This is a genomic window from Kineosporiaceae bacterium SCSIO 59966 (genome assembly GCA_020881835.1).
Taxonomy (GTDB): Bacteria; Actinomycetota; Actinomycetes; order Actinomycetales; family SCSIO-59966; genus SCSIO-59966.
On record CP052876.1, the window covers coordinates 588,591 to 615,141 of the forward strand.

25 protein-coding genes are annotated in these 26,551 nt (G+C 73.2%); 17 read left to right on the plus strand and 8 right to left on the minus strand.

Annotated features, from left to right (window positions below):
* Positions 1-103: 103 nt before the first annotated feature.
* The 6 genes from HJG43_02965 to sdhC all read right to left on the minus strand — a co-directional run bounded on the left by HJG43_02965 (position 104) and on the right by sdhC (position 5,073).
* The gene (locus tag HJG43_02965) at positions 104-1,126 is read right to left on the minus strand and encodes an AbrB family transcriptional regulator (protein UER55651.1); all 1,023 of its coding nucleotides are present in this window, start codon (positions 1,124-1,126) and stop codon (positions 104-106) included.
* Between the two features lie 44 nt (positions 1,127-1,170).
* Positions 1,171-1,332, minus strand: coding sequence for a hypothetical protein (locus tag HJG43_02970; protein UER53688.1), 162 nt, complete (start codon positions 1,330-1,332; stop codon positions 1,171-1,173).
* Positions 1,333-1,634: 302 nt separating this feature from the next.
* Entirely contained in the window at positions 1,635-2,453 is an 819-nt protein-coding gene (locus HJG43_02975) for a succinate dehydrogenase iron-sulfur subunit (GenBank protein UER53689.1), read from the minus strand.
* Positions 2,453-4,195 (minus strand): succinate dehydrogenase flavoprotein subunit, encoded by a 1,743-nt coding sequence (locus tag HJG43_02980; GenBank protein UER53690.1) that lies wholly within the window; start codon positions 4,193-4,195, stop codon positions 2,453-2,455. The genes HJG43_02975 and HJG43_02980 overlap by 1 nt, the downstream gene beginning before the upstream one ends.
* A gap of 15 nt (positions 4,196-4,210) precedes the next feature.
* Positions 4,211-4,687 carry a succinate dehydrogenase hydrophobic membrane anchor subunit gene (locus HJG43_02985; protein UER53691.1) on the minus strand — a complete coding sequence of 159 codons (477 nt, stop codon included), beginning with the start codon at positions 4,685-4,687 and terminating at the stop codon, positions 4,211-4,213.
* A gap of 5 nt (positions 4,688-4,692) precedes the next feature.
* Positions 4,693-5,073, minus strand: a complete 381-nt coding sequence (sdhC, locus tag HJG43_02990; protein ID UER53692.1) for a succinate dehydrogenase, cytochrome b556 subunit — start codon at positions 5,071-5,073, stop codon at positions 4,693-4,695.
* A gap of 197 nt (positions 5,074-5,270) precedes the next feature.
* On the opposite strand from sdhC, the gene HJG43_02995 reads away from it, so the two are divergent.
* Positions 5,271-6,380 carry a mannose-1-phosphate guanylyltransferase gene (locus tag HJG43_02995; GenBank protein ID UER53693.1) on the plus strand — a complete coding sequence of 370 codons (1,110 nt, stop codon included), beginning with the start codon at positions 5,271-5,273 and terminating at the stop codon, positions 6,378-6,380.
* A gap of 32 nt (positions 6,381-6,412) precedes the next feature.
* Here the strand turns inward: HJG43_02995 and HJG43_03000 are convergent, their stop codons facing one another.
* A complete protein-coding gene (locus tag HJG43_03000) occupies positions 6,413-7,102 on the minus strand; it encodes an NUDIX hydrolase (protein UER53694.1) in 690 nt (229 codons plus the stop codon).
* 72 nt (positions 7,103-7,174) lie between these two features.
* Here HJG43_03000 and nadA point away from each other — a divergent pair, with 72 nt between their 5' ends.
* The 15 genes from nadA (at position 7,175) to HJG43_03075 (ending at position 25,204) form a co-directional block, all read left to right on the plus strand.
* The gene (gene nadA / locus HJG43_03005; GenBank protein UER53695.1) at positions 7,175-8,209 is read left to right on the plus strand and encodes a quinolinate synthase NadA; all 1,035 of its coding nucleotides are present in this window, start codon (positions 7,175-7,177) and stop codon (positions 8,207-8,209) included.
* 16 nt (positions 8,210-8,225) lie between these two features.
* Positions 8,226-9,977, plus strand: coding sequence for an L-aspartate oxidase (gene nadB, locus HJG43_03010; GenBank protein UER55652.1), 1,752 nt, complete (start codon positions 8,226-8,228; stop codon positions 9,975-9,977).
* Positions 9,978-10,008: 31 nt separating this feature from the next.
* A complete protein-coding gene (locus HJG43_03015) occupies positions 10,009-10,929 on the plus strand; it encodes a carboxylating nicotinate-nucleotide diphosphorylase (protein ID UER53696.1) in 921 nt (306 codons plus the stop codon).
* Between the two features lie 93 nt (positions 10,930-11,022).
* Positions 11,023-12,687 carry a methylmalonyl-CoA mutase gene (locus tag HJG43_03020; GenBank protein ID UER53697.1) on the plus strand — a complete coding sequence of 555 codons (1,665 nt, stop codon included), beginning with the start codon at positions 11,023-11,025 and terminating at the stop codon, positions 12,685-12,687.
* Positions 12,688-12,758: 71 nt separating this feature from the next.
* Positions 12,759-14,012, plus strand: a complete 1,254-nt coding sequence (locus HJG43_03025) for an amidohydrolase (GenBank protein ID UER55653.1) — start codon at positions 12,759-12,761, stop codon at positions 14,010-14,012.
* Positions 14,013-14,080: 68 nt separating this feature from the next.
* On the plus strand, positions 14,081-15,214 hold the full coding sequence (locus tag HJG43_03030) for a BMP family ABC transporter substrate-binding protein (GenBank protein ID UER53698.1): 1,134 nt from the start codon (positions 14,081-14,083) through the stop codon (positions 15,212-15,214).
* Between the two features lie 108 nt (positions 15,215-15,322).
* Positions 15,323-16,885: an ABC transporter ATP-binding protein gene (locus HJG43_03035; protein ID UER53699.1), complete on the plus strand. Its 1,563-nt coding sequence runs from the start codon at positions 15,323-15,325 to the stop codon at positions 16,883-16,885.
* The gene (locus tag HJG43_03040; GenBank protein UER53700.1) at positions 16,882-18,129 is read left to right on the plus strand and encodes an ABC transporter permease; all 1,248 of its coding nucleotides are present in this window, start codon (positions 16,882-16,884) and stop codon (positions 18,127-18,129) included. The genes HJG43_03035 and HJG43_03040 overlap by 4 nt, the downstream gene beginning before the upstream one ends.
* Entirely contained in the window at positions 18,126-19,418 is a 1,293-nt protein-coding gene (locus HJG43_03045; GenBank protein UER53701.1) for an ABC transporter permease, read from the plus strand. Before HJG43_03040 ends, HJG43_03045 begins: the two co-directional genes overlap by 4 nt.
* 2 nt (positions 19,419-19,420) lie before the next feature.
* Positions 19,421-19,825: a cytidine deaminase gene (locus tag HJG43_03050; protein ID UER53702.1), complete on the plus strand. Its 405-nt coding sequence runs from the start codon at positions 19,421-19,423 to the stop codon at positions 19,823-19,825.
* Positions 19,822-21,111 (plus strand): thymidine phosphorylase, encoded by a 1,290-nt coding sequence (locus tag HJG43_03055; GenBank protein UER53703.1) that lies wholly within the window; start codon positions 19,822-19,824, stop codon positions 21,109-21,111. Before HJG43_03050 ends, HJG43_03055 begins: the two co-directional genes overlap by 4 nt.
* Positions 21,112-21,241: 130 nt before the next feature.
* Positions 21,242-23,428, plus strand: a complete 2,187-nt coding sequence (locus HJG43_03060) for a S8 family serine peptidase (protein UER53704.1) — start codon at positions 21,242-21,244, stop codon at positions 23,426-23,428.
* Positions 23,429-23,487: 59 nt separating this feature from the next.
* On the plus strand, positions 23,488-23,883 hold the full coding sequence (locus HJG43_03065) for a cupin domain-containing protein (GenBank protein ID UER53705.1): 396 nt from the start codon (positions 23,488-23,490) through the stop codon (positions 23,881-23,883).
* Positions 23,880-24,077, plus strand: coding sequence for a hypothetical protein (locus tag HJG43_03070; GenBank protein ID UER53706.1), 198 nt, complete (start codon positions 23,880-23,882; stop codon positions 24,075-24,077). The genes HJG43_03065 and HJG43_03070 overlap by 4 nt, the downstream gene beginning before the upstream one ends.
* Complete coding sequence (locus HJG43_03075; GenBank protein UER53707.1) at positions 24,074-25,204, plus strand: adenosine deaminase; 1,131 nt, start codon at positions 24,074-24,076, stop codon at positions 25,202-25,204. The genes HJG43_03070 and HJG43_03075 overlap by 4 nt, the downstream gene beginning before the upstream one ends.
* On the opposite strand, the gene HJG43_03080 is transcribed toward HJG43_03075, so the two are convergent.
* Complete coding sequence (locus HJG43_03080) at positions 25,186-25,896, minus strand: ATP-binding protein (protein UER55654.1); 711 nt, start codon at positions 25,894-25,896, stop codon at positions 25,186-25,188. The two genes, HJG43_03075 and HJG43_03080, sit on opposite strands and share 19 nt — an antisense overlap.
* Between HJG43_03080 and HJG43_03085 the strand changes: the two genes are divergently transcribed.
* Positions 25,895-26,551: a deoxyribose-phosphate aldolase gene (locus HJG43_03085; protein ID UER53708.1), complete on the plus strand. Its 657-nt coding sequence runs from the start codon at positions 25,895-25,897 to the stop codon at positions 26,549-26,551. The two genes, HJG43_03080 and HJG43_03085, sit on opposite strands and share 2 nt — an antisense overlap.

Consider the following 26,551-nt stretch of genomic DNA (forward strand, 5'->3'; position numbering starts at 1 on the left):
TACCTCGGGAGTCCCTTCCCGCACCAGGGCGCGGTAGGCCATGTGCCGCTGACCGCTATCGGACAGGTCGAAGATCCGTGAGGAATCCTCATCGCCGGGGAAGTCACGCGCGGTCTACGCGTAGCCAGGCGGCTATGAGTGGGGCGCCGAGCAGCATCACGAACAACCGCAGCACCTGAACCGCAAGTACGAAGACGGCATCCGCTCCGCTGTCCGTCGCGGTCGCCAGGACGGCGTACAGCCCGCCGGGGGTGGTCGCCAGGTAGCCGACGAGCGGGCTGACACCGGCGACCTCGGACAGCAGCACCCCCAGGCCGGCGCAGGCCACGATCAGGGCGAGGATCAGCACCAGCGCCAGCGGCATCGCTCGGCCGATCAGGCGCAGGCTGGAGCGGGTGAAGCTGACCCCGACCTGCAGGCCGATCACAAGGAAGGCCGCGTTCGCCAAGGCGTCGGGCACTGTCGCGCCGTCGGAGATGCCGGCGAGGACGGCGACCGCAGCGGCGAGCATCGGACCCAGCAGCGACGCCACCGGCACCCGGGCCAACCGGGCCACCACGAGGCCCACCACCGCGCACGCCGCAGTGAACAGCAGGTCGGCCGGCCACCCGGGACCTTGCGGGGCCGGCGGTGCGAGGGCGGTGCCCGCGCCCGCCGAGGCCCCGTACACCGTCGCCGCGACCACCGGCATCAGCACGACGATCAGCAGCACCCGCAGGTACTGCAGGACAGCAACCATCCGGTCGTCCGCTCCCAGGTCGCGGGCCATCGCCGTGATCCCCGACGCGCCCCCGGCGATCATCGCGAACACCCCGGTCACCGGTGAGATGCCGCGCTGCAGCTGCAGCACCAGGCCCGTGGCTACGCTGAGCGCCAACGTGGCGACCGTGACCAGCAGCACGACCGGCCAGTTCTCGCCCACCGCCCGCAGCGTCTCGACGTCCACCAGGGCACCGACCGTGACGCCAAGCACCGCCTGAGCCGCCGTCCCGGCCGAGGACGGCACTCGTATCGGCGTCGTCAGGCCCAAGGCGTACACCAGCCCCGCGACGAGCCCACCGAACAGGGCGGCGGAGGGCAGCCCGGCGATGTTGAACGCGACGGTGAGGCCCAGCGCCACGACCATGAGGCTCACACCTGCACGCAGCTGCCGCCACCGTCGTCCGTCGCTCAACCGTCCCCCTTCCGCCTTCGGCCGCGGCGCAGGAAGTCACGCACTCCAGTGGTGTCGGTCGGTGGGGTTCGTCGAGACAGCACCCCGACGATGATCTGCTTGTCGGTCGCCGCGGCTTGAGCGTTGTGGCCCTGCGCGAACTCGGGCTTGTCCTTCATCGGGCCGAGGACGGCTCGTACGCCGCCCGCCGCTGCCCCGCTACCGGGCATACCGCCGGCACGTCCAGCCGCGCGAGCGCAATCGCAGACGGAGGACGCCAGATGATCCTTCGGCAGCTACTCCTCAGGATCCGGCGGTAGCAAGAACGGCTGTCCCGCCCGCGAGTCGATGAAGTTCTGCGGCACACTCTGACCCTCCCAATCCGCCACGACGAGCTCCGGCAGGCGCGCCTGTACGCGACAGACTCGGTCACGGGGGGGTCGTGCGGGGTGGCGGGACTGCATGATCACGGGGGAGGGGTCTAGAGCTTGCGGGTGAGGAGGGCCTGCTTGACCTCGGCGATGGCCTTGGTGACCTGGATCCCGCGCGGGCACGCGTCGGTGCAGTTGAACGTCGTCCGGCACCGCCAGACGCCCTCGCGGTCGTTGAGCACCTCGAGCCGCAGGTCCGAGCCGGTGTCGCGGCTGTCGAAGATGAATCGGTGCGCGTTGACGATCGCCGCGGGCCCGAAGTACTGGCCGTCGGTCCAGAACACCGGGCAGGACGTCGTGCACGCCGCGCACAGGATGCACTTCGTCGTGTCGTCGAAGGCCGCCCGGTCCGCCTGGCTCTGCAGCCGCTCGCGGGTCGGCTCGTGGCCGTCGGTGATGAGGAACGGCATGACCTCGCGGTAGGACTGGAAGAACGGCTCCATGTCCACGACGAGGTCCTTCTCGACCGGCAGTCCCTTGATCGGCTCGACGGTGATCGGCTTGCTGGGGTTGAGGTCCTTGAGCAGCGTCTTGCAGGCCAGCCGGTTCTTGCCGTTGATCCGCATCGCGTCCGACCCGCAGACGCCGTGCGCGCACGAGCGCCGGAAGGTGAGCGAGCCGTCCTGCTCCCACTTGACCAGGTGCAGGGCGTCCAGCAACCGGTCCGTGCCGTGCACGGTGACGGTGTAGTCCTCCCAGTGCGGTTCGTCGTCCGTCTCGGGGTTGTACCGGCGAATCCGCAAGGTGACGTCGAAGGTCGGCACCTCGCCCGCTCCGCCGGCGGCGGCCTGCGAGGAGCGCTCGTCCTGGCCGCCGGGGGTGCCCTCCACCGATGCCTGCTCCGGTTCGATCTCGTTCTGCTGAGCCATCAGTACTTGCGCTCCATCGGCTGGTAGCGGGTCACGGTCACGGGCTTGTACTCCAGCCGGATGGAGTGGCTGCCGTCCGGCTCGGCCTGCCGGAAGGCCATCGTGTGCCGCATGTAGTTGACGTCGTCGCGGGTCGGGTAGTCCTCGCGGAAGTGTCCGCCGCGCGACTCCTTGCGCTCCAGCGCCCCGTGCACGATGACCTCGGCGAGGTCGAGGAGGAAGCCAAGCTCGACGGCCTCGAGCAGGTCGGTGTTCCAGCGACGGCCCTTGTCCTGCACGGACACCCGGCGGTACCGCTGCTGCAGCCGCTGGATGTCGTCCAGAGCCTGCTTGAGCGTTGCCTCGGTGCGGAACACCTGCGCGTTGCGGTCCATCGTCTCCTGCAGCTCGGCCCGTAGGGTGGCGACGCGCTCGCCGTCGCTGCGGCCGCGCAGCTCCTCGAGCAGGTCGACGACGCCGGCCTCCGGCTGCTCGGGCAGCTCGACGAGCGGGGCGCTCGCCGCGTACTCGGCGGCCCGGACGCCGGCCCGGCGGCCGAACACGTTGATGTCGAGCAGGGAGTTGGTGCCCAGCCGGTTGGCCCCGTGCACGCTGACGCAGGCCACCTCACCGGCGGCGAACAGGCCTGGGACGACGGTGTCGTTGTCGGCGAGCACCTCGGTCTCGATGTTCGTCGGCATGCCGCCCATCGCGTAGTGCGCGGTGGGGAACACCGGCACCGGCTCGGTGTACGGCTCGACGCCGAGGTAGGTCCGGGCGAACTCGGTGATGTCCGGCAGCTTGGCGTCGATGTGCGCGGGCTCGAGGTGGGTGAGGTCCAGCAGGACGTAGTCCTTGTTGGGACCGCAGCCGCGGCCCTCGCGCACCTCGTTGGCCATCGCCCGGGCGACCATGTCGCGCGGGGCCAGGTCCTTGATGGTGGGGGCGTAGCGCTCCATGAACCGCTCGCCCTCGCTGTTGCGCAGGATGCCGCCCTCGCCGCGCGCCGCCTCGGACAGCAGGATGCCCAGGCCGGCCAGGCCGGTCGGGTGGAACTGGAAGAACTCCATGTCCTCCAGCGGCAGCCCGCGGCGCAGCGCGATCGCCATCCCGTCGCCGGTGAGCGTGTGCGCGTTCGACGTGGTCTTGTACACCTTGCCGGACCCGCCGGTGGCGAACACGACGGACTTGGCGCGGAAGACGTGGATCTCCCCGGTGGCGAGCTCGTAGGAGACAACGCCGGCGGTGCGCCCCTGCGTCATCAGCAGGTCGAGCACGTAGAACTCGTTGAAGAACTCCACCTCGTGCTTGACGCACTGCTGGTAGAGGGTCTGCAGGATCATGTGCCCGGTGCGGTCGGCGGCGTAGCACGAGCGGCGCACCGCGGCCTCGCCGTGGTTGCGGGTGTGGCCGCCGAAGCGGCGCTGGTCGATCCGGCCTTCCGGCGTCCGGTTGAACGGCAGGCCCATCTTCTCCAGGTCGAGGACGGCGTCGATCGCCTCCCGGCACATCACCTCGGCGGCGTCCTGGTCGACGAGGTAGTCGCCGCCCTTGACGGTGTCGAAGGTGTGCCACTCCCAGTTGTCCTCCTCGACGTTGGCCAGGGCGGCGCACATCCCGCCCTGGGCCGCGCCGGTGTGGGAGCGGGTCGGGTACAGCTTGGTGAGCACGGCGGTGCGAGCGCGCTGCCCGGACTCCAGGGCCGCGCGCATGCCGGCGCCGCCGGCACCGACGATGACGACGTCGTAGACGTGGGTCTGCATGGTGTCCGCTCTCTCTCAGCCGGCGCAGAAGGACGGCAGCAGCTCGGGGTCCGCCCCGGTGGGGCACGGGTCGAAGGTGAAGATGACGAGCGTGCCGAGGACGACGACGACGGCGAACGCGGTGTACAGCAGCAGCTTCAGCCACATCCTGGTGCCGTCGCGCTCGGCGTAGTCGTTGATGATGGTGCGGACGCCGTTGGTGCCGTGGAGCATCGCCAGCCACAGCATGAGCAGGTCCCAGACCTGCCAGAACGGGCTGGCCCACTTGCCGGCGACGAACCCGAAGTCCAGGGCGCTGATCCCGTCGCCGACCATGAGGTTGGCGAACAGGTGGGTGAGGACGAGGACGATGAGCAGGACGCCGGACAGCCGCATGAACAGCCAGCTGTAGAGCTCGTAGTTGCTGCGGGTGGACTTCGTCCGGCGGTAGGGCGAGCGTGGCGCGTCGAGCGCCGGCGTCGTGGCGGCCGGGGTACCAGGTGCGGTCGACATCGCGGTCACTCTCCCCCGAAGACGTTGCCGAGGTGGCGGACGAGGAACGGCACCATGACCACGACCCAGGTCCCCAGGACGCCGTACAGCAGGTGGCGCTGGTAGCGGGTGCCCTTGGACCAGAAGTCCACGAGCATGATCCGCAGGCCGTTGAGACCGTGGAACAGCACCGCGCCGACGAGGCCGGCCTCGGCGAGGCCGACGACAGGGTTCTTGTACGTCGCGATCACCGAGTTGTACGCCTCGGGGCTGACCCGGACCAGGGACGTGTCGAGCACGTGCACGAGCAGGAAGACGAAGATCAGGAAGCCGGTGACGCGGTGCGCCACCCACGACCACATGCCTTCGGTCTGGCCTCGGTACAACGTGCCGGGTGCGCTGGGCACGGCCGGACTCCTTCCTGACAGCAACGGGACGCGGACGCCCACCCGGGCGCTGCCGGCGGACCGCGACGTCCGTGATGGCGTCACTGTAGTGCGGCACACACCCCCGTCCACGCTCCGGGCGCCGAGAGTGACGAAATCCTCAGTGACATCCTCAGGACGGCCGCGCCCCGGCCTGCCCGCGTGCCAGGATCGCCGGCGTGACGTCGTCCGTGCTCCCGGGGTTCTGGGCCGTCGTGCCCGCCGGGGGAGCCGGGACCCGGCTGTGGCCGCTGTCCCGCGCGGCCGCGCCGAAGTTCCTGCACGACCTCACCGGGGCCGGGCGCACCCTGCTGCAGTCGACGTGGTCCCGGCTCGAGCCGCTCACCGGTCCCGAGCGGCTGGTCCTGGTCACCGGACGTCCGCACGCCGACGCCGTCCGGGCCCAGCTGCCGGCGCTCGCCGAGGCCAACCTGCTGCTCGAGCCCTCCCCCCGGGACTCGATGGCGGCGATCGGCCTGGCCGCCGCCGTGGTGCTCCGCCGCGACCCGGACGCCGTGGTCGGCTCCTTCGCCGCCGACCACGTGATCGGGGACGTCGAGGCCTTCCGGGACGTCGTCCGGCAGGCGGTGGCCGTCGCCCGGCAGGGGTGGGTGGTCACCATCGGGATCGAGCCGACCGGTCCGGCGACCGGTTTCGGGTACGTCCGGGCCGGTGAGGCCCTGGACGTCGAGGGGGCGCCCACCGCGGTCCGGGCCGAGGAGTTCGTCGAGAAGCCGGACGCCGCCACCGCCGCGGCCTACGTGGCGGCGGGGGGCTACCGGTGGAACGCCGGGATGTTCGTGTCCCGCGCCGACGTGCTGCTCGGGCACCTGCAGCGCGAGCACCCCGAGCTGGCCGGCGGCCTGGACCGGATCGCCGCGGCCTGGGACGGGCCGCACCGCGAGGCCGTGCTCGAGGAGGTGTGGCCGGGGCTGACCCGGATCGCCATCGACCACGCGGTCGCCGAGCCGACCGCCGCCCGCGGCGGGGTGGCGCTCGTGCCGGCCACCTTCGACTGGGACGACGTCGGCGACTGGGACTCCCTGGCCGCGCTGCTGCCGGGTGCGGACGAGGGGACGGCGGTGCTCGGCGAGGGCCACGTCGTGGCGCTGGGTGGCCGCGGCGTCGTCGTCCCTGGGTCCGGTCGGACCGTCGCCGTCGTCGGGCTCGACGACGTCGTCGTCGTCGACACCCCCGACGCGGTGCTCATCGTCCCGAGGTCCCAGGCGCAGCGCGTGAAGCAGGTCGTCGACGCGTTGCGGGAGGCGGGGCGCGCCGACCTGCTGTAGGCGGCTGTCGTCACGGCTGACCGGGGGGTGGTTCAGCGTGGCCGCAGCGCGGCGAACGGGTCGGTGACCTGCAGCGTCCGGCTGGTGAACTCGTACCTGGCCGCCGGCCTGCCGCCGGACCGGCCGGGTGCTGCGACCTGTCCCGTGGCCCGCAGGGCGCCTCGCCGGAGCAGCACCCGCTGCAGGTTCGTGGCTGACACGTCGTAGCCCAGGGCGGCGGTGTAGATCTCCCGCAGCTCCGAGATCGTGAAGGTGCGTGGGGCCAGGGCGAACCCGAGGTTGGTGTAGGAGAGCTTGGCCCGCAGCCGGGCCACGCCGGAGTCCACCAGCGACCCGTGGTCGAACGCCGTGGCTGGCAGCCCCTGGTAGGGGTGCCACGCGGTGTCGGGGGGCACCGCCGGGTCGCTGTCGCTGGGCACCAGTCCGAGGTAGGCCGTCGCCAGCCGCCGTTCGCGCGGGTCGCGCCGGGGGTCGCTGCGGGTCTCCAGCTGCTCGAGGTGCGTGATCTCCCGGACGTCGACCTTGTCCGCGAGCTGGCGGGCCAGCGACGTCCCGAGCCGCTCGTCAGTCCCGAGGGCTCCGCCCGGCAGGGCCCAGCAGCCCTGGAAGGGCTCCCGCGCCCGCTGCCAGAGCAGGACGCTCAGCCGGCCGTCGCGGACGCTCAGGACCACGGCGAGCGCTTCGTGCGGGTAGCACGGCCACCGGGACGACGTAGACGTCATGGCCGGGCAGGGTATACAGTCCCGGCAGGTTTTTGCCCGACGGGCGATAACCTCTGACGTGAGGAGCCCGAGATGACGGCGCGTGAGACGACGGTGCCCGTACCGACCGTGGCCGGGACGACGACGGCCGGGCAGGCCGGCCTCGACCCGGACTGGGCGCGCCAGGTGCGTCGCCTGCTGCGGGAGCGGGACGCCGTCCTGCTGGCGCACAACTACCAGGACCCGCGGATCCAGGACGTCGCCGACCACGTCGGGGACTCCCTGGCACTGTCCCGGATCGCCGCCGGGAGCGACGCCTCGACGATCGTGTTCGCCGGCGTCCACTTCATGGCCGAGACCGCCAAGATCCTCGCGCCCGACCGCACGGTGCTCATCCCGGACGCCGCCGCCGGCTGCTCGCTCGCCGACACGATCACCGCCGACCAGCTGCGCGCCTGGAAGGCCGAGCACCCGGGGGCCGTGGTGGTGGCGTACGTGAACACCACCGCCGAGGTGAAGGCCGAGTCCGACGTGTGCTGCACGTCGTCCAACGCCGTGGACGTCGTGCGGTCGCTGCCGGCCGAGTCCGACGTGCTGTTCCTGCCCGACCAGTTCCTGGGGTCCCACGTGCGGCGGGTGACCGGGCGGCAGAACATGCACGTCTGGATGGGGGAGTGCCACGTGCACGCCGGCATCTCCGCGACCCACCTGCGCGAGCGGGTCGCCGCCGAGCCCGAGGCCGAGGTGCTCATCCACCCCGAGTGCGGCTGCGCGACCCCGGCGATGTGGCTGACGTCGGTCGGCGACCTGCCCGCCCAGCGGACCCACGTGCTGTCCACCGGCGGGATGCTCGAGCACGCCCGCCGGACCAGCGCCACGAAGGTCCTCGTCGCCACCGAGGTGGGCATGCTGCACCAGCTGCGAAAGGCCAACCCGGGGACCGTCTTCGAGCCCGTCAACGAGCGGGCGGTGTGCCGCTACATGAAGATGATCACCCCGGAGAAGCTGCTGCGCTGCCTGCGTGAGGGTGTCGACGAGGTGACCGTGGACCCGCAGGTCGCCGCCCGCGCCCGCCAGGCCGTGGAGCGGATGATCGCGATCGGCACGCCGGCGGCCGGCGGTGAGTGAGCCGGCACGGGAGCAGCTGCCGCCTCCCCGTGCCCTGGAGTCCGTGGACGCCGACGTCGTCGTGGTCGGGGCCGGCGTCGCCGGAGCGGCCGCCGCGCTCGCTGCGGCAGCAGGCGGCCGGCGGGTGCTCGTGGTCGTCAAGGGCCACGCCGGCGACGGTGCGACGCGATGGGCCCAGGGCGGCCTGGCGGCGGCGCTCGACCCGGCGGACTCGCTCGCGGCGCACCGCGAGGACACCCTGACCGCCGGGGCGGGACTGTGCGACCAGGAGGCGGTCGGCGCCCTGGTCGCGGCCGCGCCCGGCGCGATCACCGACCTGCTCCGGCTGGGCGCCCGGTTCGACCGTGCCGCCGGCGCGGGCGGGCGGCTCGCGCTGACCCGTGAGGGTGGTCACCGGCACCGCCGCGTCGTCCACGCCGGGGGCGACAGCTCCGGGGCGGAGGTCAGCCGGACCCTGCTGGCGGCGCTGGCCGCCTCCACGGCCGACGTCTGGGAGCACACCGTCGCCCTCGACGTCCTGCTCGACGGCCGCGGCCGCGCCGGTGGCCTGCTCGTCGGCCACCTCGACGACGCCGGCCGGCTGCTCGCCGTCCGGTCGGTGCACGCCCGCGCCGTCGTCCTGGCCACCGGCGGCCTCGGCCAGGCCTTCCACGTCACGACGAACCCCGCCGCGGCCACCGGCGGAGGGCTGGGTCTCGCGCTGCGTGCGGGCGCCCGGCTGGCGGACGTCGAGTTCGTCCAGTTCCACCCGACCGTGCTCTGGCAGGGGCCGGAGGCACGCGGCCAGCAGGTGCTGGTGACCGAGGCGCTGCGGGGCGAGGGCGCCGTGCTGCTGGACGACGCGGGACGCCGGTTCCTGCCCGCGGTGCACCCGCAGGCCGAGCTGGCACCGCGCGACGTGGTGGCGGCGGCCATCCATGCCACGATCGCCGCCGGCAGAGCCGCTGGCGGGGCTGCCGAGCATGTCTGGCTGGACGCCACCGGCCTGGGCCGGGCGGTGCTCGAGAGCCGGTTCCCCACCGTGCTGGCCGGCTGCCGGGCCGCCGGCGTCGACCCGGTGAGCGAGCCGATCCCGGTGGCTCCCGGCGCGCACTACGCCTGCGGTGGGGTGCGCGCCGACCTCGACGGCCGGACCGACGTCCCCGGGCTGTTCGCCGTCGGTGAGGTCGCTGCCACCGGTGTGCACGGCGCCAACCGGCTGGCCTCCAACTCCCTGACCGAGGGCTTCGTGGCAGGGACGCGAGCCGGCCGGCTGCTCGCTCGGGACCTGGCCTGCACGGGTGACCCGGCCGGCCCGGACGACGCGGGGGACCTGGCAGTCCCGTCGCCCCCCGCCGCCGGAGTCGACCCGCGGACCAGGTCCGCCACCGCGCACGAGACCTCCCGTGGGGCCGGCGTGCTGCGCAGCCGGGACGGCCTCGAGGGGCTGCTGACGCACCTCAGCCGCGTCGCGGAGCGGCCGGCTGCCGGTCCGGTGCGCACCCTCGCCGATGTGGAGGCCGCCGAGCTGCACCTGGTCTCGACCGTCGTGGCGACCGCGGCGCTGGCCCGGGCGGAGAGCCGGGGCTGCCACCGCCGCTCGGACGCCCCTCAGACCCGCCCGGACCTGGCGCGCCGGCTCCTGCTGCGGCTCGCCGACGGCCGGGTCGTCGTCGCCACCGAGACGCACAGAATGCTGGATCTGCCGCCGCAGCGTCGGCGTGTTGCGCCAACAACCCAGCACTTTGCGAGCGGGCGGCGGGGGCTGGTGGGTGGCGGGATTGCATGATCACGAAGAGGGTGGGGAGGGGGGTGGTGGGGTGAGCCGGCTGTCGGTGACGACGTCGAGTGCGCTGACGGACGCCGGGCTCGACCCGGCCGCCGTCGAGGCCGTCGTGGCCGCGGCGCTGGCCGAGGACCTCGCGCTCGGGCCGGACGTGACCACCGACGCCGTGGTGCCCGAGGACGCCGTCGGCACCGGTGACGTCGTCCCACGCGCCCCCGGCGTCCTGGCCGGCCTGCCGGTGGCCGCCGCGGTGCTGGACGTCGTGGGCGGCGGCGCGGTGCAGGTCACCCTCACCGGCCGGGACGGCGAGCGCGTCCCCCCGGGCCAGGCCGTGCTCACCGCCACCGGGCCGCTGCGCTCGCTGCTCACCGCGGAGCGCACCATGCTCAACCTGCTCGGCCGGCTGTGCGGGGTGGCCACCCTCACCCGGACCTGGGTCGACGCCGTCGCCGGCACCGGGGCGGCGATCCGGGACACCCGCAAGACCACTCCCGGGCTGCGCGCGCTGGAGAAGTACGCGGTGCGCTGCGGGGGAGGCACCAACCACCGGATGGGCCTCGGCGACGAGGCGCTGGTCAAGGACAACCACGTGGCGGCCGCGGGAGGCGTCGCGGCGGCGCTGGCCGCGGTGCGGGCCGCGGCCCCGGGCGTCCCCGTCGAGGTCGAGTGCGACACCGTCGAGCAGGTCCGGCAGGCGGTCGCCGCCGGCGCCACGCTCGTGCTGCTGGACAACATGACGGTGGAGGACATGCGCGCCGCGGTGCAGGTGGCCCGGGCAGCGGGAAGGGTCCGCCTCGAGGCCAGCGGCGGGCTGCGGCTGCAGCATGCCCGTGACGTCGCGGCCACCGGGGTGGACTACCTGGCCGTCGGGTCGATCACGCACTCCGCGCCGACCCTGGACCTCGGCTTCGACCTGCGCGACCACCCCCCGGGTTCGCACACCTGCTGGTCGTAAAACCGGGCTGCTGGAGGCCGGATCACCGCCACTGGGTGTGCGAACCCGGCTGGGCGTGGGGGAGCAGGACGGCGCGGACTAGCCTGCGACGCTATGGCAGACGTGACGCAGACGGCCGAGACGGTCCCCGAGCCGAACGCCGGCGACCCCACCCCGGGGCGTGCTCCCGCGGCCGACCCCCGCACCAGCACCGAGTCGGGGCTGCCGTTCCAGCCGGTGTACCGGCCGCAGGACCTCGACGGCTGGGACCCGCAGGTCAAGCTCGGCGAGCCGGGCTCCTACCCCTACACCCGCGGCGTGTACCCCACGATGTACACCGGCCGGCCGTGGACGATGCGCCAGTACGCCGGGTTCGGCACCGCCCGGGAGTCCAACGAGCGCTACCACCAGCTGGTGCGCGCGGGCACCGGCGGGCTGAGCGTCGCCTTCGACCTGCCGACCCAGATGGGCTACGACTCCGACGACCCGATCGCGCACGGCGAGGTCGGCAAGGTCGGTGTGGCCATCGACTCCCTGGACGACATGCGGCTGCTGTTCGACGGCATCCCGCTCGACGAGGTCTCGACGTCGATGACCATCAACGCCCCGGCGAGCGTGCTGCTGCTGCTCTACCAGCTCGTCGCCGCCGAGCAGGGGGTGGACCCCGCCCGGCTCACCGGCACCATCCAGAACGACGTGCTCAAGGAGTACATCGCCCGCGGCACCTACATCTTCCCGCCGAAGGAGTCGCTGCGCCTGGTCAGCGACTCCTTCGCCTACTGCGCCACCGAGATGCCGCGCTGGAACACCATCTCCATCTCCGGCTACCACATGGCCGAGGCCGGGGCGACGCCCGCGCAGGAGATCGCCTTCACCCTGACCAACGCCCGCGAGTACGTCCGCGCCGCGCTCGCCGCCGGCCTGCGGATCGAGCAGTTCGCGCCGCGGCTGTCCTTCTTCTTCGTCGCCCGGACGTCGCTGCTCGAGGAGGTGGCGAAGTTCCGCGCCGCCCGGCGGATCTGGGCCCGGGTGATGAAGGAGGAGTTCGGCACCGACGACCCGAAGTCGCAGATGCTGCGCTTCCACACCCAGACCGCCGGCGTCCAGCTCACCGCCCAGCAGCCGGAGGTCAACCTCGTCCGGGTGGCCCTGCAGGGGCTCGGCGCCGTCCTCGGCGGAACCCAGAGCCTGCACACGAACTCCTACGACGAGGCGATCGCCCTGCCGACCGAGAAGGCGGCCCGCCTCGCCCTGCGCACCCAGCAGGTGATCGCCTACGAGACCGACGTCACCAAGACCGTCGACCCGTTCGCCGGGTCGTACGTCGTCGAGCGGATGACCGACGACCTCGAGGACGCGATCGTCGCCCTCATGGACGCCGTCGAGGAGCGCGGCGGTGCCGTCGCCGCGATCGAGCAGGGCTTCCAGAAGACCGAGATCGAGCGCTCCGCCTACCGGATCAGCCAGCAGATCGACTCCGGCGAGCGGGTCGTCGTCGGGGTCAACCGGTTCACCGTCGAGGAGGAGGAGCCCTACGAGCCGCTGCGGGTCGACCCGGCGATCGAGGCCGAGCAGCGGGAGCGGCTGGCCCGGCTGCGCGAGGAGCGGGACGGCGACGCCGTCCGGGAGGCCCTGGCCCGCCTGCAGGAGGCCGCCCGCGGCACCGACAACGTGCTGTACCCGATGCGGGACGCGCTCGCGGCCCGGGCCACCGTCGGCGAGGTGAGCCACGCGCTGCGGGAGGTCTGGGGCACCTACGTGCCGCCGGACGCCTTCTAGCCCACGTCCAGCCCACCGGCCGCCCACCGGCCACCCACCGGCCGCGAGCCGGCAGCGATACCGTGGCCGGCATCGTGGAGACCGACGACACCCTCACCGACCTGCTCGCCCCGCACCTCGACGCGCTGGTGGCGTTCCGCCGCGACGTGCACGCCCACCCCGAGGTCGGGCGCTCGGAGACCCGCACCACCGCGGTGATCGCGGACCGGTTGCGCGCCGCCGGCCTCGAGCCGCTGCTGCTGCCCGGCACCGGCCTGGTCTGCGACATCGGGGACCCCGCTGCACCCGCCGTCGCACTGCGCGCGGACATCGACGCCCTGCCCGTGCAGGAGGAGACCGACCTGCCGTTCGCCTCGACGGTCGACGGCGTCGCGCACGCCTGCGGGCACGACGTGCACACCACCGCCGTCCTCGGCGCCGGGCTGCTGCTCGCCGACCTGCACCGGGCTGGCCGGCTGCCCGGACGGGTCCGGCTGATCTTCCAGCCGGCGGAGGAGTCCACGCCCGGCGGCGCCCTGGACGTCATCGCGGCCGGCGGCCTGGACGGCGTCCAGCGGGTGTACGCGGTGCACTGCGACCCGGCCACGGACGTCGGCCGGGTCGGGGTGCTCGTCGGGCCGATCACCTCGGCGTCCGACCACGTCCTGGTCCGGCTGCGCGGGGACGGCGGGCACACCTCCCGCCCGCACCTGACCGGCGACCTCGTCTTCGCGCTGGCGAAGGTCGCCACCGAGGTCCCGGCCGTGCTGTCGCGCCGTCTCGACCCGCGCTCCGGGGTCGCCCTGGTCTGGGGGCGGATCACCGCCGGCGGCGCCGCCAACGCCATCCCGCGGCACGGCGTCCTGGAGGGCACGCTGCGCTGCCTGCGCCAGGAGGCCTGGTACGAGGCCGGCGAGCTGCTGCCCCAGGTGGTCCGCGACGTCACCGAGCCCTACGGGGTGCGTGCCGAGGTCGAGCACACCCGGGGCGTGCCGCCGGTGGTCAACGAGGCGGCCAGCGTCGCGCTGCTGGAGGCCGCCGTGCGCGAGGAGCTCGGCGAGGAGTCCCTGGTGCCCACCGAGCAGTCGCTCGGCGGCGAGGACTTCGCCTGGTTCGTCGAACGGGTGCCCGGCGCCCTGGCCCGGCTCGGCACCCGCACCCCTGGCGGGCCCACCTACGACCTGCACCGGGGGGACTTCGTCGCCGACGAGCGTGCGGTCGGCGTCGGGGCCCGGCTGCTGGCCGCGGTCGCCGCCCGGTCGGCGGCCTCGCTGAGCGGGACCGAAGGGGTCCCGGACGCCGTCACCGGCCCCGTGGGGGGCGCCCTGCCGGTCGCAGATCGATAACGTTCCTGCTCTTCGGGACCGAGGTCCCGGTCGCCGGACCGCCGGAGGACCTATAGTCCCGAGCGCTGATGCCGGGACACCTCCCGGTCGGTACCACAGGAGGCAACGTGAAGAAGATCGTGCGGGCCACGGCGCTCGCCGGGGCCCTGGCCCTCGCCCTCGCGGCGTGCGGCGAGGCCCCCGAAGAGGACAACGGCGAAGCCGGCGGGACCACCGGAGGCACCGAGACCACCGCTGCGGCGTCGGACTTCCAGGGCTGCATGGTCACCGACTCCGGTGGTGTGGACGACCGGTCGTTCAACGCCAGCGCGTGGGCGGGCCTGCAGGCCGCGGAGGAGGAGCTCGGCATCGACGTCAAGTACGTCGAGTCCAACACCGAGACCGACTTCACCCCGAACGTGCAGCAGATGGTCTCCGACGACTGCGGGATCATCATCACCGTCGGCTTCCTCCTCGGTGACGCGACGGCCGAGGCGGCCCAGGCCAACCCGGACGAGCGGTTCGCGATCGTCGACTTCCAGTACGAGGAGCCGATCGAGAACGTCAAGCCGCTCATCTTCGACACCGCCCAGGCGTCGTTCCTCGCCGGCTACCTGGCCGCCGGGATGACCGAGACCGGCACGGTGGCCACCTTCGGCGGCATCAACATCCCGACCGTGTCCATCTTCATGGACGGGTTCGCCGACGGCGTCGCCCACTACAACGAGGTCAAGGGCACCGACGTCGAGCTGCTCGGCTGGGACAAGGAGGCGCAGGACGGCTCGTTCACCGGTGACTTCCAGAACCAGGCGAACGGCCAGAACCTGACGAACAACTTCATCCAGCAGGGCGCCGACATCATCATGCCGGTCGCCGGCCCGGTGGGCCTGGGTGCCGCCGCCGCCGCTCAGGAGGCCGACGGCGTCAAGATCATCTGGGTGGACACGGACGGTTACGAGTCGGCGTCGCAGTACGCGCCGCTGTTCCTGACCTCCGTCGTCAAGGAGATCGACAACGCCGTGCTCGAGGCGACCCGTCAGGCGGTCGACGACGAGTTCACCGGCGAGCCGTACGTCGGCACCCTGGAGAACGAGGGCGTCTCCATCGCCCCGTTCCACGACTTCGAGGACGACGTGCCCGACGAGCTCAAGACCGAGCTCGAGGACCTGCGCCAGCAGATCATCGACGGCGAGATCACCGTCGAGTCGCCGAGCTCCCCGTAGTCCGCAGTCCCCTCGCACCACCCGTCCGGGGAGAGCGGCCACGCTCTCCCCGGACGGCCTGTCCCCAGGGGGCACGACGGAGTGCCCGACGATCAGGAGGTCACCCCGGTGAAGCTGGAGCTGCGGGGTATCACCAAGCGCTTCGGGGCGCTCACCGCCAACGACTCGATCGACCTGGTCGTCGAGCCCGGCGAGATCCACTGCCTGCTCGGGGAGAACGGCGCCGGCAAGAGCACGCTGATGAACGTGCTCTACGGGCTGCTGCACCCTGACGAGGGCGAGATCCTCGTGGACGGCGAGGTCGTCCACTTCGAGGGGCCCGGCGACGCCGTCGCCGCCGGCATCGGCATGGTGCACCAGCACTTCATGCTCATCCCCGTCTTCACCGTCGCCGAGAACGTCATGCTCGGCTTCGAGCACACCCGCAGCGGCGGGCTGCTCGACCACGCCGCGGCCCGGGAGGAGGTCCGCCGGCTCTCCGAGCGGTTCGGCCTGGACGTCGACCCGGACGCCGTGGTCGAGGACCTCCCGGTCGGCGTCCAGCAGCGGGTCGAGATCATCAAGGCCCTGGCCCGGGACGCCAAGGTGGTCATCCTCGACGAGCCGACCGCGGTGCTCACCCCCCAGGAGACCGACGAGCTCATGGGGATCATGCGCGACCTCAAGGCGTCCGGGACGTCGATCGTCTTCATCACCCACAAGCTGCGCGAGGTGCGCGCCGTCGCCGACCGGATCACGGTCATCCGCCGCGGCAAGGTCGTCGGCACGACGAGTCCGGAGACGTCCGAGACCGAGCTCGCCTCGATGATGGTGGGACGGACCGTCGAGCTCACCGTGCACAAGGAGGAGCACCGGCCCGGGGACGTCGCGCTCGCCGTCGACGACCTCGTCGTCCGCAACGACCTCGGCAACAAGGTCGTCGACCACGTCTCGTTCGACGTCCGGGACGGCGAGATCCTCGCCGTGGCGGGCGTCCAGGGCAACGGCCAGACCGAGCTGGCCGAGGCCGTCCTCGGTCTGCAGGACGACGTCTCCGGCTCGATCCGGCTGCACGGCGAGGAGCTCGTGGGCCGCCCGATCAAGGAGATCATCGACCTGGGGGTGGGTTTCGTCCCCGAGGACCGCTCGCACGACGGGCTGATCCCCAGCTTCTCGGTCGCCGAGAACCTCGTGCTCAACACCCACGACCGCCCGCCGTTCGCCTCCGGCCTGGTGTACTCCCCCAGCACGGTGCGGGCCCGCGCCACCGAGCTCGTCCAGGAGTTCGACGTCCGCACCCAGAGCGTCGACGACCCGGCCTCCGCGCTGTCCGGCGGCAACCAGCAGAAGCTCGTCGTGGCCCGGGAGATGTCCCGCCCGCTGAAGCTCTTCGTCGCCTCCCAGCCCACCCGCGGCGTCGACGTCGGCTCGATCGAGTTCCTGCACAACCGGATCGTCGCCGAACGGGACCGCGGCACCCCGGTGCTCATCGTGTCCACCGAGCTCGACGAGGTGCTCGCCCTCGCCGACCGGATCGCGGTGATGTACCGGGGACGGTTCGTCGGCATCGTCGGACCGGACACCTCCCGCGACGTCCTCGGCCTGATGATGGCCGGCGTCCCGCTCGAGGAGGCCCGTCAGCAGGCCGGCGCGGCGCCCGCCGCCCGCCCCACCACCGGAGGTGTGCTGTGAGCCACGCCGCCCCGCAGGACCAGGAGCAGGAGCCGGGCCCGGCTGAGCCGGCACCGACCGTCGAGCAGGCGGACCGCCGCCGCGGCGTCCTCGACGGCGCCGTCCTGACCCTGCTGTCGATCGTGCTCGCGCTCGTCGTCAGTGGTGTGCTGATCGCGATCGCGGACCCGGACGTCCAGGAGTCCGCCGGGTACTTCTTCTCCCGCCCGACGGACATGCTCAGCGCCGTCTGGCAGTCGGTGAGCTCGGCCTACGCCGCGATGTTCCGCGGTGCGGTGTTCGACCCGGGCGCCGGGTCGGTCACCGGGGCGATCCGGCCGCTGACCGAGTCGCTCGTCGTCTCGGCCCCGCTCATCGCCGCCGGTCTGGCCGTCGGCCTGGCGTTCCGCGCCGGCCTGTTCAACATCGGCGCCGAGGGCCAGATCATCCTGGGCGCGGTCGGCGCCGCCTACGTCGGCTACGCCGTCGACCTGCCGGTGGTCCTGCACCTCGTCGCCGCACTGCTGGCCGCGCTCCTGCTCGGCGGGTTGTGGGGCGGGATCTCGGGCATCCTCAAGGCCAGGACCGGGGCGCACGAGGTCATCACGACCATCATGCTCAACAACATCGCCCGGTTCCTGCTGGCCTGGCTGCTGAGCACCGCCGCGTTCCAGCGGCCCGGACGCAACGACCCGATCAGCCCGCCGGTCGAGGAGACCGCGGAGCTGCCGCTGCTGCTGGGCAGCTGGTCGCGCCTGCACCTCGGCTTCGTGCTCGCCGTGCTCGCCGCGCTCGCCGTGTGGTGGCTGCTCGGGCGCAGCACGCTCGGGTTCAAGTTGCGGGCGGTCGGCGCCAGCCCGTCCGCCGCCCGGACGGCGGGCATCCGCACCGGCACGATGACGTTCGCCGCCATGGCCATCGCCGGATCCCTCGCCGGGCTCGCCGGCGCCTTCCAGGTGCTCGGCACGGAGAAGTCGCTCACCGGCGGGATCTCCGCCGGCATCGGCTTCGACGCCATCACGGTCGCGCTGCTCGGCCGGGGCAACCCGTTCGGCATCGTCGCCGCCGGCATCCTGTTCGGCGCGCTGCGTGCCGGCGGGGTGACGATGCAGGCCCGGACCGGGACCCCGATCGACATCGTCCTCGTCGTCCAGTCCCTCATCGTGCTGTTCATCGCCGCGCCGCCGCTGGTGCGCGCGATCTTCCGCCTGCGCACCCGCGGCGGGCTGGGCTCCATGCAGATCTCGAAGGGGTGGAGCGCATGAGCACCACGACGACGACACCGACGTCCCCGGCTCCCGCCCCCGCCGTCGAGGACACCAAGCCGCCGACCTGGAAGATCCCGGTCACGCTGTGGGTGTTCGGTGCGCTCGCCCTGCTCGTGTTCGGCCTGGGCTCCGAGTCCGGCGCGCGCAGCACCTTCGGCATCTCCACCGGCGGGGACTTCTTCCAGATCCCGCCGGCGTCCCTGCCGACCCAGCTCACCGCGATCGTCATGTCGCTCGTCATGCTGGCCCTGGCCGGCGTGGCGACCGGCTACGTGCTGCGGCGGCGCCAGGTGCCGTTGTGGGTGCCGATCGGGTTCGCCGCGCTGTTCCTGCTCGCCTTCCTCGTGTGGGCGGTCGAGGGCAACCAGATCTCGTTCACCGGGCTGCTCGCCGGCTCGCTGCTGCTGTCGACGCCGCTGGTCTTCGGTGCCCTGGGCGGCGTCCTGTGCGAGCGGGCCGGTGTCATCAACATCGCCATCGAGGGTCAGCTGCTCGCCGGTGCGTTCCTGTCCGCCGTCGTCGCCAGCGTCACCGGCAACCTGTGGCTCGGTCTCGCCATGGCCCCGGTCGCGGGCCTGCTCGTGTCCGTCGTCCTCGCGGTGTTCGCGATCCGCTACGTCGTCGACCAGATCATCGTGGGCGTCGTCCTCAACGTGCTCGTCATCGGCCTCACCGGCTTCTTCTACAGCCGGCTGCTGTCCCCGCAGGCCGACACGTTCAACCAGCCCGGCACCTTCCGGCCGATCGCGATCCCGCTGCTGTCGGACATCCCGGTGCTCGGCCCGGTGCTGTTCGAGCAGTCGATCATCGTCTACCTCATGTACGTCGCGGTGATCGCCGTCCACGTGGCGCTGTTCAGGACCCGCTGGGGGCTGCGGGTGCGGGCGGTCGGCGAGCACCCGACCGCCGCCGACACGGTGGGCATCAAGGTCAACCGGATCCGGGTGCAGAACGTGCTGCTCGGTGGGATCGTCGCCGGTCTGGGCGGCGCGTTCTTCACCCTCGGGTCGGTGGGTGCGTTCGGCCGGGAGATGACCGCCGGCCAGGGGTACATCGCCCTCGCGGCGATGATCTTCGGCCGGTGGAGCCCGACCGGTGCCCTGGCCGCGGCCCTGCTGTTCGGGTTCGCGAGCAACCTCCAGGGCGTGCTCGGCATCATCGGCACCCCGATCCCGAGCGAGTTCATGCTGATGGCTCCCTACCTGGCCACCCTGTTCGCCGTCGCCGGCCTCGTCGGCCGGGTGCGCGCCCCCGCCGCCGACGGCCAGCCCTACGTGAAGAGCTGACGATGCAGCCCGAGGACGTCGACTGGCCGGCCCTGCGCCGCACCGCGCGAGAGCTCATGGAGCGCGCCTACGCGCCGTACTCCGGCTTCCCGGTCGGGGCGGCGGCGCTGGTCGACGACGGCCGGGTCGTCGCCGGCTGCAACGTCGAGAACGCGGCCTACGGCGTCACCCTGTGCGCCGAGTGCGGGCTGGTCTCCCAGCTGCACGCCACCGGCGGCGGGCGGCTCGTCGCCTTCACCTGCTGCGGCCAGGACGGCCAGGTGCTGATGCCCTGCGGCCGGTGCCGGCAGCTGCTGTGGGAGGCCGGTGGCCCGGACCTGCTCGTGGAGACCGTCCGGGGGATCCGCCCGATGACCGAGGTGCTGCCCGACGCCTTCGGTGCCCACGACCTGGAGGAGCACTCGTGAGCGAGCCGTTCGACGCGGTCGACGTGATCCGGGCCAAGCGGGACCGCCGCGAGCTCTCGGACGCCGAGATCGACTGGGTCGTCGACGCGTACACCCGCGGTGTCGTCGCCGACGAGCAGATGGCCGCCCTGGCGATGGCGATCCTGCTCAACGGGATGTCGCGGCGGGAGATCTCCCGCTGGACGGCGGCGATGATCGCCTCGGGGGAGCGGATGGACTTCTCCGGACTGTCCCGCCCGACGGCGGACAAGCACTCCACCGGCGGCGTCGGCGACAAGATCACCCTGCCGCTGGCGCCGCTCGTCGCCTCGTTCGGGGTGGCCGTGCCGCAGCTGTCCGGCCGCGGCCTCGGGCACACCGGCGGCACCCTGGACAAGCTGGAGTCCGTGCCCGGCTGGCGGGCCGAGCTGAGCACCGAGGAGATCCTCGCCCAGCTCGAGGACGTCGGCGCCGTGGTCTGCGCCGCCGGCGCCGCACTGGCCCCCGCCGACAAGAAGCTCTACGCGCTGCGTGACGTCACCGGCACCGTCGAGGCGATCCCGCTCATCGCGAGCTCCATCATGAGCAAGAAGATCGCTGAGGGCACCGGGGCGCTCGTGCTCGACGTCAAGGTGGGGTCGGGCGCGTTCATGAAGGACGTCGAGGACGCCCGTGAGCTGGCCCGCACCATGGTCGACCTGGGCACCGACGCCGGGGTGCGCACGGTCGCGCTGCTCACCGACATGGCCACCCCGCTCGGCCTGACCGCCGGCAACGCCCTCGAGGTCCGCGAGGCCGTCGAGGTGCTCGCCGGCGGCGGGCCGCCGGACGTCGTCGAGCTCACCGTCGCGCTCGCCGCGGAGATGCTCGCCGCGGCCGGCCGGGACGACGTCGACCCCGCCGAGGCGCTCCGCGACGGCCGGGCGATGGACACCTGGCGGGCGATGATCCGCGCCCAGGGCGGCGACCCGGACGCCGAGCTGCCCCGGGCCCGGGAGACCCACCACGTGCTCGCCCCCGCCGACGGCGTCCTGGGCCGGCTCGACGCGCTCGCCGTCGGTGTCGCCGCGTGGCGGCTCGGCGCCGGCCGGGCCCGCCAGGGCGAGGCCGTGCAGGCCGGCGCCGGGGTCGAGCTGCACGCCAAGCCGGGTGCCGTCGTCCGCGGGGGTGAGCCGTTGCTGACCCTGCACACCGACACCCCCGAGCGGTTCGAGCGGGCCGTCGCCGCCCTCGAGGGCGCCTACGACGTGCTGCCCGAGGGGGACCGGCCGCTCGAGCAGCCGCTGGTCATCGACCGCATCGCCTGAGCGACGTCGTCGCCGCACAGACCTTCCCAGCAGGCGGCCCGGGCCTTACCGTGAGCCACGCCGTAGGGCACCGTCGTCGGGGGTCGTGGACAGCGACGAACGGTGCCTCCCACCCACGAGGAGGACCACAGTGGCCCATCGTCCTGCGCGCCGGCTCACCGTCATCGCGGCGTCGTCGGCGCTCGCTCTCGCCGTCACCGGTGGCGCCCTGACCGGCGCCACCGCTGCACCCGGCGGCGGCCGGGGCGCCGACGCGACGACCGACGCCCCAGGGCGCGCCGGCGTCGACTCCGGCAGCGCCGTCATCCAGCTGGCCTCTGCGCCGCTGACCACCTCCCAGCGGACGCGCCCCGCCCCTGGCAAGAAGATCGACTTCAGCAGCGACGCGGTGCGCTCGGAGCGCGCGCGGCTGGCCGCTGAACGCAACGCGCTCAAGAAGTGGCTGCGCCAGAACGCCCCGAAGGCAACGGTCACCGGGGAGTTCGACGTCGCCGTCCACGCGCTGTCGGTCCAGCTGAACGGGACGTCGCTGGAGACGCTGCGCTCCGCGCCCGGCGTCGCCTCCGTCGACTACCAGGCCACCTACGTGCCGCTGGCCCACGAGGACCCCGACCTCGGCCTCATCGACGCCCCCGAGGCCTGGGCCGCGGCCGGGGTCGCCGACGGGCTCGCCGGTGAGGGGGTCAAGGTCGGGGTCGTCGACTCCGGCATCGACCCGACGCACGAGTGCTTCGACGGCGACGACGACCCGGCGACCGCAGAGGGGTCGCGCATCGTCGAGGCCAAGGTCTTCCACATGCGCGCCAAGCAGCAGCGGTACTCCCCGGTCCCCACCCAGGACAGCCACGGCACCCACGTCGCCGGCACGATCGGCTGCGACGCCCACACCCCGGCCTCGGTGGCCGGAGCCGAGGTGGACTACGCGCCGTCCGGTGTGGCACCCGGGGTGCTGCTGGGCAACTACAACGTGTTCCCGGCGGACGTCGCCAGCGCCCGCAGCGAGGACATCCTCGACGCGCTCGACGCGGCGGCCGAGGACGGCATGGACGTCATCAACATGTCCCTGGGCGGCGGCGCCTCCGGCGTCCAGGACCTGCTGACCGTCGCGGTCGACAACCTCGACCGGGCCGGCATCGTGGTGGCGGTCGCGGCCGGCAACGACGGCCCCGGCGAGTACACCGTCGGGTCCCCCGGCTCGGCCGAGCGGGCGCTGACCGCCGGGGCGTCGTCCGTGGGGCACTTCGTGTCGCTGCCGCTGACCGAGGTCGACGTTGCGGCGGGTGGCACGGTCAACACCGCGGTCGGCGACTTCCCGGTGCCTGAGGAGGCGATCTCGGGGACGCTCGTCCCGGTGCTCGCCGGCGGTGCGCTGGGCCTTGGCTGCTCGGAGTCCGATTTCACCGGCCTGTCCCCGACGGTCGCCGACATCGCCGTGGTCAAGCGGGGCGCGTGCACGTTCTCGCAGAAGGTCGCCAACGCCAAGGCCGCCGGCGCCGACGCCGTGGTGGTCGTCAACAGCGTCGCGGGCGACCCGACCGCGATGGGCCGCAGCGCCGGGTTCGACGACGAGCTGCCGGCGGTGATGGCCGGCCTCGCCGACGAGGCGGCCCTGTCGCAGCCCGACGCCAGCGTGACCCTCGGCACCGACCTGGAGTACGTCCAGACCGGCAACGACAACATCATGGCCGGCTTCTCCAGCCGCGGGCCGACCGACGTCGACTACCGGGTCAAGCCGGACGTCGTCGCCCCCGGGGTCAACGTGCTCTCCTCGGTCCTCGGCAACGAGTGGGCCTTCTACCAGGGCACGTCGATGGCCACACCGCACCTGGCCGGCATGGCCGCCGTGGTGATCGACGCGTGGACGGACCGCGGGCGGTCGTTCACCGCCGAGCAGGTGCGCTCCGCCGTGGTCAACACCGCGGTCGAGGGGGTGCTGCTCGACTCCGCCACCGGCACGAGGACGGTCACCGACGCCAACCTCGTCGGCGCCGGCCTGGCGAACCTGGCGAACGCGGTCGACGCCCCGGTGACGCTCAGCCCGGTCAGCACGTCGTTCGGCGCCGTGCCACAGCGCAGCAGCAAGCCGCTCACTCGCACGGTGACGGTCACCGGCTGGGACGGTGCGCCGCCGGAGATCACGGTGGAGGGCGAGGGCTTCTCCCTCGTCGGCACGCCGAGCCTCAGCGGCAGCACCGCGACCGTCACCGTCGCCTTCGACCCAGCGCAGGCCGACGGCGGTCACGCCCAGGGCGTGCTGCGCGTCGGCGTGGGCGGTGGCGAGGTCGCGCACAGCGTGCTGTACGCGTTCGTCAAGTGACTGTCGGCGGGGGCGGGCCCGGCAGAACGGGCCCGCCCCCGCCGCCTACAGTGGGGCGCGTGCCCGAGCTGATCACCCAACCGCACCGGATCCCGGTGCCGGGCGGCAAGGTCATCGACGAGTTCGTCGGCCGTGTCGCCACCGGCACCGACGCGGTGTCCGTCGCCGTCATGGCCGCCCCGCCGGGCTGGGACGAGCCCGCCCAGCGGCCCGACTTCGACGAGGTCACCGTCGTCCTGGACGGCGAGGTGAGGGTCGAGCACGACGGCGGCACGACGGTTGTGCCCGCCGGTCAGGCCGTGCTGACCCGGGCCGGCGAGCGGGTCCGGTACTCCGTCGGCCCGGACGGCGCCCGCTACGTCGCGGTCTGCCTGCCGGCGTTCTCCCCGCAGACCGCGCACCGCGACGACGACACCGGACCTGACACCGGACCCGACACCCAGGAGGAGCAGTGAGCGAGGACTTCGCCAACCCCGCCGACGTGGCCGAGCAGCAGGAGGAGGTCGAGCCGGACACCGTCGACCCCGAGCGTCCGGTGGCCGCCGACGACGACGTCGAGGTGCCGGACGACGCCAACGAGGCAGACGTGCTCGAGCAGCACCAGGAGGTCCGCGTCGAGGACCTCGACGACGAGGACGACGGGGAGTGACGACGGCCGACGTCCTCGCCCGCGCCCCCAAGGTCCTGCTGCACGACCACCTCGACGGCGGGCTGCGCCCCGCCACGGTCGTCGAGCTCGCGGCCGACGTCGGCCACGCCCTGCCGGCGAGCGAGCCCGACGCCCTCGGCCGGTGGTTCCGCGACGCCGCGGACTCCGGCTCCCTGGAGCGCTACCTCGAGACGTTCGCGCACACCGTCGCGGTGATGCAGACGCCCGACGCGCTGCGCCGGGTGGCCCACGAGGCGGTGGTCGACCTGGCCACCGACGGGGTCGTCTACGCCGAGGTCCGGTACGCCCCCGAGCAGCACCTCGAGCGCGGGATGACCCTCGAGCAGGTCGTCGCCGCGGTCCAGGAGGGTCTGCGCTCCGGTGAGCGGGAGGCCACCGCCGCCGCCGGTCACCCGGTCCGGGTCGGCACCCTGCTCACCGCGATGCGGCACGCCGACCGCGGCCGGGAGATCGCCGAGCTCGCCGTCGCCCACCGCGACGTCGGCGTCGTCGGGTTCGACATCGCCGGCGCCGAGGCCGGCTTCCCGCCGTCCCGGCACCTCGACGCCTTCCGGTACCTGCACGAGCAGAACTTCCCGTTCACGATCCACGCCGGCGAGGCGTTCGGGCTGCCGAGCATCTGGGAGGCCGTCCAGGTGTGCGGGGCCGACCGGCTCGGTCACGGCGTCCGGATCGTCGACGACATCCAGCCCGCGGACGACGTCCAGGCACCGGACGACGTCCCGCCGGCTCCGGACGACGTCCCGGCCGGCCGGTCCGGCGTCCGGCTCGGCCGTCTGGCGGCCTGGGTCCGGGACAAGCGGATCCCGCTGGAGATGTGCCCGACGTCGAACGTGCAGACCGGCGCGGCCGCCAGCGTCGCGCAGCACCCCATTACGCTGCTCAAGGACCTGCGGTTCCGGGTCACGGTCAACACCGACAACCGGTTGATGTCCGGCACGTCGATGACCCGGGAGATGCAGCTGCTCGTCGACGACGCAGGCTGGGACCTCGAGGACCTGCGCTGGGTGACGATCAACGCGATGAAGAGCGCGTTCCTGCCGTTCGACGAGCGGCTCGCGCTGATCGAGGACGTCGTCAAGCCTGGCTACGCCGCGCTCACCTGAGCCCGCAGCGCGTGGATGTGCGCCTCGGCCGCCCGAGGGGACAGCCGCCGGCAGCCCAGTGACGCCCAGTGCGCGACGAGCCGCGGCTCCTCGCGCATGAGCGCCAGCCCGCGGCGCAGCAGCGTCCACGGCGGCTTGCGGGACTCGGCGAGGTCGCGGGCCAGCCGCCGCCAGAACGTCAGCGCCGGCCGCTGGTCGAGGCACACGGCGTCGGCGAGGATGCCGGCCTGGCGGCACCGGTCGACGAGCTGGGCGGCGAAGATTCCCTCGGCGAGCAGCAGCGGGCTGCCGTCCACCTCCAGGTGGGTGACCCCGGTGCGCCGTGACAGCGAGATGTCGTACACCGGCACCTGCGCCCGCCGCCCCGCGCACAGGTCGAGCAGACAGTCCATCGCCGCGTCCGCGTCCCAGCTGCGCGGGTCGTCCCAGTCCACGATGCCGAACCGGCGCGGCAGCGGGGCCTGCGGCCGGTCGTCGTCGACGTCCCGGTAGAAGTCGTCCAGGGCGAGCACGGGCAGCCCGAGACGACGGGTCAGCGACGTCTTGCCCGACCCGCTCGGCCCGCACAGCAGCACGACCCGGGTGCTGGGGTGCGGCAGGCGGTGGGCGGGCTCGTCGAAGAGCCCGGGCTGGACGGCGTCCGGGTCGGTCACGGACGGCCATCCTGCCAGCGGGTGACAGACTGGCGGCATGACCACCCGCGCCGAGGTCGCCCGCATGGTCGACCACACCCTGCTCAAGCCCGAGGCCACCGCCGAGGACGTCGCCGCCCTCGTCGAGGAGGCCCAGCGGCTCGGCGTCCTCGCCGTCTGCGTGTCCCCCTCGATGCTGCCGCTGGCGGACACCGGCGACCTCGTCGTCGCCACCGTCTGCGGGTTCCCGTCCGGCAAGCACACCTCGACGGTCAAGGCGACCGAGGCAGCCGAGTCGGTGCAGCGCGGCGCCGACGAGATCGACATGGTCATCGACCTCGGTGCCGCCCGGTCCGGCCGCTGGCAGGACGTCGAGGACGACATCGCCGCGGTCCGGCGGGCCGCGCCCGCCCCCACCGTGCTCAAGGTCATCATCGAGTCGGCGGCGCTGGACGACGAGCAGATCGTGGCCGCGTGCCGGGCCGCCGAGGCCGCCGGCGCCGACTTCGTCAAGACCTCCACCGGCTTCCACCCCGCCGGGGGGGCCAGCGGGCACGCCGTCGCCCTCATGCGGGAGACGGTCGGGGAGCGGCTGGGCGTCAAGGCCAGCGGCGGCATCCGCACCGCCCAGGACGCCCGGATCATGCTGGACTCCGGCGCCTCCCGGCTCGGCCTGTCCGCCTCCGCGGCGGTGCTCGAGGGGTTCAGCGACTGA

What these genes read in the sequence shown, in the direction of transcription:
- HJG43_02965 (UER55651.1), bottom strand. Translation starts at nt 1,126, where the DNA reads ATGGTCGTGGCGCTGGGCCTCACCGTCGCGTTCAACATCGCCGGGCTG.
- HJG43_02970 (UER53688.1), bottom strand. Translation starts at nt 1,332, where the DNA reads ATGAAGGACAAGCCCGAGTTCGCGCAGGGCCACAACGCTCAAGCCGCG.
- HJG43_02975 (UER53689.1), bottom strand. Translation starts at nt 2,453, where the DNA reads ATGGCTCAGCAGAACGAGATCGAACCGGAGCAGGCATCGGTGGAGGGC.
- HJG43_02980 (UER53690.1), bottom strand. Translation starts at nt 4,195, where the DNA reads ATGCAGACCCACGTCTACGACGTCGTCATCGTCGGTGCCGGCGGCGCC.
- HJG43_02985 (UER53691.1), bottom strand. Translation starts at nt 4,687, where the DNA reads ATGTCGACCGCACCTGGTACCCCGGCCGCCACGACGCCGGCGCTCGAC.
- HJG43_03000 (UER53694.1), bottom strand. Translation starts at nt 7,102, where the DNA reads ATGACGTCTACGTCGTCCCGGTGGCCGTGCTACCCGCACGAAGCGCTC.
- nadA (UER53695.1), top strand. Translation starts at nt 7,175, where the DNA reads ATGACGGCGCGTGAGACGACGGTGCCCGTACCGACCGTGGCCGGGACG.
- HJG43_03020 (UER53697.1), top strand. Translation starts at nt 11,023, where the DNA reads ATGGCAGACGTGACGCAGACGGCCGAGACGGTCCCCGAGCCGAACGCC.
- HJG43_03030 (UER53698.1), top strand. Translation starts at nt 14,081, where the DNA reads ATGCCGGGACACCTCCCGGTCGGTACCACAGGAGGCAACGTGAAGAAG.
- HJG43_03045 (UER53701.1), top strand. Translation starts at nt 18,126, where the DNA reads ATGAGCACCACGACGACGACACCGACGTCCCCGGCTCCCGCCCCCGCC.
- HJG43_03050 (UER53702.1), top strand. Translation starts at nt 19,421, where the DNA reads ATGCAGCCCGAGGACGTCGACTGGCCGGCCCTGCGCCGCACCGCGCGA.
- HJG43_03085 (UER53708.1), top strand. Translation starts at nt 25,895, where the DNA reads ATGACCACCCGCGCCGAGGTCGCCCGCATGGTCGACCACACCCTGCTC.
- HJG43_03080 (UER55654.1), bottom strand. Translation starts at nt 25,896, where the DNA reads ATGCCGCCAGTCTGTCACCCGCTGGCAGGATGGCCGTCCGTGACCGAC.